The 5,857-nt window shown below is 66.9% G+C and carries 6 protein-coding genes, 1 tRNA gene and 1 pseudogene (1 of these 8 only partly in view); 7 read left to right on the forward strand and 1 reads right to left on the reverse strand.

Annotated elements, in window-relative coordinates; translation table 11 throughout:
• The 7 genes and pseudogenes from BGN97_RS05025 to BGN97_RS05055 all read left to right on the forward strand — a co-directional run.
• Positions 1-321 (forward strand): annotated as a pseudogene (locus tag BGN97_RS05025) (ATP-binding protein); the annotation flags it as partial.
• Positions 322-645: 324 nt separating this feature from the next.
• Positions 646-1,299 carry a hypothetical protein gene (locus BGN97_RS05030; protein ID WP_292698551.1) on the forward strand — a complete coding sequence of 218 codons (654 nt, stop codon included), beginning with the start codon at positions 646-648 and terminating at the stop codon, positions 1,297-1,299.
• Entirely contained in the window at positions 1,296-3,074 is a 1,779-nt protein-coding gene (locus BGN97_RS05035; RefSeq protein ID WP_292698552.1) for a type IV secretory system conjugative DNA transfer family protein, read from the forward strand. Before BGN97_RS05030 ends, BGN97_RS05035 begins: the two co-directional genes overlap by 4 nt.
• A gap of 82 nt (positions 3,075-3,156) precedes the next feature.
• Positions 3,157-3,597 carry a single-stranded DNA-binding protein gene (locus BGN97_RS05040; RefSeq protein WP_292698553.1) on the forward strand — a complete coding sequence of 147 codons (441 nt, stop codon included), beginning with the start codon at positions 3,157-3,159 and terminating at the stop codon, positions 3,595-3,597.
• 6 nt (positions 3,598-3,603) lie between these two features.
• On the forward strand, positions 3,604-4,161 hold the full coding sequence (locus BGN97_RS05045) for a hypothetical protein (RefSeq protein WP_292698554.1): 558 nt from the start codon (positions 3,604-3,606) through the stop codon (positions 4,159-4,161).
• Complete coding sequence (locus BGN97_RS05050) at positions 4,158-4,373, forward strand: helix-turn-helix domain-containing protein (protein ID WP_292698555.1); 216 nt, start codon at positions 4,158-4,160, stop codon at positions 4,371-4,373. The genes BGN97_RS05045 and BGN97_RS05050 overlap by 4 nt, the downstream gene beginning before the upstream one ends.
• The gene (locus BGN97_RS05055; protein WP_292698556.1) at positions 4,357-5,592 is read left to right on the forward strand and encodes a site-specific integrase; all 1,236 of its coding nucleotides are present in this window, start codon (positions 4,357-4,359) and stop codon (positions 5,590-5,592) included. The genes BGN97_RS05050 and BGN97_RS05055 overlap by 17 nt, the downstream gene beginning before the upstream one ends.
• A gap of 205 nt (positions 5,593-5,797) precedes the next feature.
• On the opposite strand, the gene BGN97_RS05060 is transcribed toward BGN97_RS05055, so the two are convergent.
• A tRNA-Pro gene (locus BGN97_RS05060) sits at positions 5,798-5,857 on the reverse strand; it runs 69 nt beyond the window's last position.

The raw sequence follows: 5,857 nt of genomic DNA on the forward strand, positions 1-5,857 counted from the left end.
CACTTCGGGATCAGCAACATGCTGATTTTCCACAAGCTCAGCGACTTGGACAACGTAGGCGATCAGGGATCGGCGATGCGGGCGCTCGCCTCGTCACTGCTGGCGAATGCTGAGACGAGGATCGTCTACCGGCAAGAGCCCGACCAGCTCGGCACGACCGCAACCGCACTAGGCCTGACCGGCACGGAACAGAAGCTCCTCCCGTCGCTGGGTACCGGGCAGGGGCTCTGGCGCATCAAGGACCGATCCTTCGTCGTGCAACACCAGCTCCATCCGGCAGAGCTCACCGCGTTCGACACGACTGGGCGCATGACGCGCTGATAGAGCAAAGCGGAGCACTCAAATGAGTGCTCCGCTTGTTCGTTGATTCAAGGTGGCTAGCGAGGACCCAAGGACCCCGACGCCCGCCGCCCAGATGGTTTCGAGCAGATACTGCCAGAACCTCCTCGGTTGTGCGGGTCGACTGTTGGGGACGCTTGCCTTGTTAGCTTTCATTCGGTTCTCCGTTCGACTGCTCCACACGGGAGCCTCACTCAGGAGGCGGACGAACGCCAGGGCCAGAGCCACCGCCAGCCACACTGTGCTCTCGATAGCACCTTGAACCAACGACACTCTCATTCTCCTGGCACAGCACCGCTGCGTCCAGTGGACTTCGTCTCTCTGCCTGGTGATCGGGCATTTGTCGGTGCACCTGTTCTGTGCCCGAACGAACAGAGAGAACCCCCGATGAAGGACCCCCTATACAAGCGCACCACCGACCAGCAGCCGCCTGCGCACCGTGAACCCGACGTGCCGGTGGTGCTGCCGCACGTCATCATGACCATCGACGGCGACGGCACGATGACCGTCACCGTCGACGGGCAGGCGTATGAGCCGGAACCGTATGCGCCGCCCTGGCGGCGCGAGTCGTTCGCCCGCCTGATCGACCAGCTCACCAACCTGCGGCAGTGCCCGATCCGGGTCGAGGTCCGCGAAGCCGACGGAAGCGTGTTCACCGACATCATCACCCCAGGCCGACGCCGACAGCCCGTGCCAGAGCCCCACGCGCAACCGGCACCGCCCACGCTCATCAGAACGCAGGCTCCGGCGGGGCCGCCGGTGCTGGTCGGGCTACAGAGCGAGGGCTTCGTCCCCGGCGAAGATGTCGCCGTCGCGGTCATCGTCGCGCACACCGACGCCACACCGACCGGCGCCGTGCGAGCCATGCTCACCGCCGAGCAAGTCGCCCAGGCACCGACCGGTGAAGTCGTGCTCCTGGGCCGCGTCTCGGGCACCGTCGCGGTCGGGAGACCGGTGTGAGCACCCCGCGCCCGACCGGGGCACTCGGGGATGAACTCTCCAACCTCGGCATCGGCGTCCTCATCGGCGCCGCGATCCTCGCCGGCATCCTCCGCGGCGCCGGCTCCATCGCCGCCTGGATCACCGGACACGATCAGCCGACCGGCGGGATCGACGCCGGCCTGGGCGTCATCCTGCACCCCGGCGACCCAGCCCTGCCGCTCGGTGCACCGGGGCTAAGCCCGGTCGCGTACTGGATCACCGCCGGCATCCTGATAGTCGCCGCCGGTGTCGCGGCATGGTGGGTGTGGCATCTGATCCGTGAACACGGCAGGCAGACCAAAGCAGACCCGTACCGCATCGCCGGGATCGCCACCCGCACCGAAGTCGCCAAGAACGCCTCCGACACCGCGCTCCTGCGACGGGCGGGGCACCTGCGACCCTCGCTCGAGAACCCGAAACCCGACGACGTTGGCTACCGCATCGGCGTCTCACGCGGGAAGAGCGTGTGGGCGTCGGTTGAAGACTCGATCCTGCTGATTGGACCGCCGCGCTCGGGCAAAGGCGCGCACATCGTCATCAACGCCATCCTCGACGCGCCCGGCGCGGTCGTCACGACAAGCACCAGACCCGACAACCTCACCGCCACGCTCACAGCACGGGCGAAGATCGGGCCGACCGCGGTGTTCGATCCTCAGCACCTCGCCGAAGGCGTACCGTCCGGGCTCAGGTGGTCGCCCATCCGCGGCTGTGAGGACCCGCTGACGGCGATGATCCGCGCGACCGGGCTCGCCGCAGGCACCGGGCTGTCTGCTGGCGGTGTCGAGGGCGGCGGGTTCTGGGAAGGAAAGACCAGGACCGCGCTCCAAGCCTTGCTCCATGCTGCCGCACTGGATCACCGGTCACCTGCTGAGTTGTTCCGGTGGACCCTCGACCCTTCTGCCGCCGCTGATGCCGTCGCGATCCTCACCGCCAACCCGCGAGCTGCCACGGGGTGGGCGGACTCGCTGCAAGCGATGATCGACTCCGACCCTCGCACCCGCGACTCGATCTGGCAAGGCGTCTCCCTCGCCCTCGCGGCGCTTGCAGACCCACGTGTGCTCGACGCCGTATCGCCGCGGGAGGGCGAGGACTTCGACCCCGAAGCGTTCCTCCGCGCAAAAGGCACCCTGTACCTCCTCGCCACCGGGGCCGGCGCGAACAACTCCGCCGCCTTGGTGGCGGCGTTCGTGGAAGACCTCGTGGAAGCCGCACGCCACATCGCGGCAACGAGCCCCGGTGCTCGCCTTGACCCGCCCGTGCTGCTCGCTCTCGACGAGGTAGGCAACCTCGCACCGCTGCCGTCGCTGCCGACGCTCATGGCGGAGGGAGGCGGCACCGGGATCACCACCATGCCCGTGCTGCAGTCGCTCGCGCAGGCACGGGAGAAGTGGTCGGAGAACGCCGCCGGAGCGATCTGGGATGCCTCCATCGTGAAGATCGTTCTCGGGGGCGCATCGAACTCGAAAGACCTCGCTGACCTCTCCACCCTCATCGGAGAACGCGACGAAATCACCGACTCCACCACCATCGGCGACCAGGGCTCACGCTCGGCGCAACGCTCGATCCGCCGGGTGCCGATCATGCCGCCCGACACCATCCGCACCCTCCCGTTCGGCACCGCGCTCGTGCTCCTGCGTGCCGCGCCGCCCATCGTCACACGCATGCGGATCTGGACCAGGCGACCCGACGCGGCACAGCTTCGCACGGACCGGAAGGGCATCGAGGCTGATCTGATCCGCCGTGCCGCGCCCTGAAGAGTGCCGGGCCGCGCTGCGCACCTGGTGATTGAACCGCTCTCTCGCTGAGAGACGGCGATATGAGACAGGAGCACGAGACATGAGCAGCATTGAGACGAAGCCGTCTGTGACAGGCTTCATCGCGACGGAACCGAAGCTGAGCCGGACAGAAGACGGCACGCTCCGGTTCTATGCGCGGATCGGTATCGAGCATTCGAGGCAAGAGCCCGACGGTTCGTGGACTCAGCTCGAAACGACCTTCCACGACATGGCCGCCTTCCGGCGTGCAGCGGAGGAAGGCCATAAGCGGTTTCACAAGGGCGACAAGTTCGTCGCGAGCGGTCGCGTACACGAGTACACGCGAGCAAAGGACGGCGAAGCGGCCGAGGAGTTCATCGTCAGCAGCTTCGGCCATGACATTGCTCGCACTCAGTATGAAGTTCACCGCGCTCCGCGTCAGTCTGCACCGTCGCGAGGCGCAGGGTTCGGCTCGAAGGCGCAGAGCGCCCGGGGCGCGAGCCCCGCCGCGATGGGGATGTGATCGAAGATGAGTGACTTCATTCCTGAACAGGAACCCGCGGAAGCTGCCGCAGGGTTCCAGGACCCGGTGATGGCCGAGCCGCCCCATCCGATCAACTGGAACCTGCTGACTGCAGACGAGGCCGAGGCGGAATGGCTCGAGCTCAACCGCTGGGTCGACTGGCTCCGCAAGACCTACGGTCTTCCCGCCTCCGTGGTCCCGCCCGCCTGGTTCCGGCACTCTGAACTCGTCTGGGAGCTCAGCGCCTTGCATCTGCACTGGCTGTGCGCCTATGACCCCGAGGAGAACGGGTCGGCACCGCTGGGTTGGCATCGCGACTTCGCCGAAGCACGCGAGCGACTGCGCGACTGGGTGGCCACCTGCGGAACCCGGCTGGACCGTGATCGCCCGACCCGCCAGACGACCTGGCCGGGTGAAGAACCTGCCGCTCCAGTGGAGGACATCCCGATCATCAACCGCGATAGCGAGTTCGTGGACTTCATGATGGCTGATGTCGAACAGCGACGTGACGCTGAGGAGGCGTTCTACCAGCGGCTCAATCCAGACACGGGCGAAGTCTCATGAGCGAGAACATCGATGCGCTTGTGGTCTCGCCGCTGATGAATAGCCGTGAGGTGGCTGCCTACCTGAAGGTGTCGGAGTCCACTCTGTCGCGGTGGCGGTCTGCGCAGACCGGGCCGCCGTTCCTGCGGCTGGGCGGCATCGCCCGCTATCGGCTCGATGCCATCGACGGATGGCTGGCCGGGCTGGAGCACGACCATGCCGCGGAAGGCTGATCCGCTGCCGCAGGCGGCACCCAAGCCGGTGCCGCCTATCGGCGTGAAAGTGTCCACCGACATGGAGCGCCGCTCCTACGGCATCCGCGCCCGCGCCCGGTGGACCGACCCGATCAGCAAGAGGCGCGTTACCCGCTCGGAGATCGTGCCGGACGAAGCCGCCGCGCACGCCTTCTTCGATCAGCTCCGCACATCCTCCAGCAAGGGCATGGACGTCTCCATGACGCTGCTGGAATTCGTCACCTCTATCGGGCAGCGATGGGCGAGAGGCCTGGACCCCACCTCGACGGCGGACAACTACGGAATCGGACTGCGGCTCCGAGTACTGCCCGCGCTCGGGCACCTGCCCGTCTCCCAGATCACCGCGGGGATCATCGACCGGACCATCGATGAGTGGGAGACCAGGCACGGGGCCTCTACCATCAAGAACACCATCGCCCCGCTCGTGCGCATCCTGGACGAGGCAGTCCGCGACGGGATGCTGACGACGAACCCGGCGAAGAACCGCGCCAAGCGCAGCCTGAACCGCAACGCCTTCCGGGAACAGTCCGCCGAGGACGCCTCACCGCGGGCGCACGCCATCCCTGACCTCGCCACGCTGAACAAGCTGGCCGGCGCGTGCGCAGAGGTGCACCAGTCCTACTCCGACTTCGTAATGCTCGCAGCTCTGCTGGCCGCCCGATCCTCCGAGGTATCGGGGCTGCAGGCCGGGGACGTCCGGTTCGACAAGAACATCGTCATCATCAGTCGGCAGACCTTCCCCGGCAAAGGCGGGCTCATCACGAAAGCGACGAAGAACCGCAAGGAACGCCGGGTGCCGATCCTCGACCCGCTCCGCCCCGTCCTGGAACGCCTTACCGAAGGCAAGGAACCCGAAAACCGGCTCCTCGTCGGGCCGAAGGGCGGAGTGCTCACCACCGCGACAGTGAGGGACGCGACGAACTGGGACGAGCTGGTCGCAAAGCTCGATCTGCCGAACCTCACCCGTCACGGACTGCGTCACACCGGCGCGACCTGGATGGCCGACGCCGGCGTGCCCCTGCACGTCCTTCAGGACATCCTTGGTCACGCCTCGATCGAGACCACCCGCGGCTACCTGCACCCCGACGACCGGCACCTCGCCTCCGCCGCCGAGCAAGCCAACGCGTTCCTCCGCAAGTCGGGCCGACCGGCATCGAAGCAGCCGGCCTCCCGGCGAACGACGGCGCGCGGGCTATGACCACGCGAGCAGTCCTCGGGCCGCCTCGGATGGCGTTCTGGTCCCCTTATGGTCCCCTTATCCACAGAAACCGCGGAAGCGAAGCCTTCGGAGCTGCCGGACGAACACGCCGCCGCGTTCACGGGGACCAGAAGGGGACCAACAAAAATGACCCCGGATACGACGAAGCCCTGGTGAGATTTGCCGTCTCACCAGGGCTTTTGCGTCGGGATGACAGGATTTGAACCTGCGACCCCTTGACCCCCAGTCAAGTGCGCTACCAAGC

The sequence above is a fragment of the Microbacterium sp. 69-10 genome, assembly GCF_001897945.1.
Classification (GTDB): domain Bacteria; phylum Actinomycetota; class Actinomycetes; order Actinomycetales; family Microbacteriaceae; genus Microbacterium.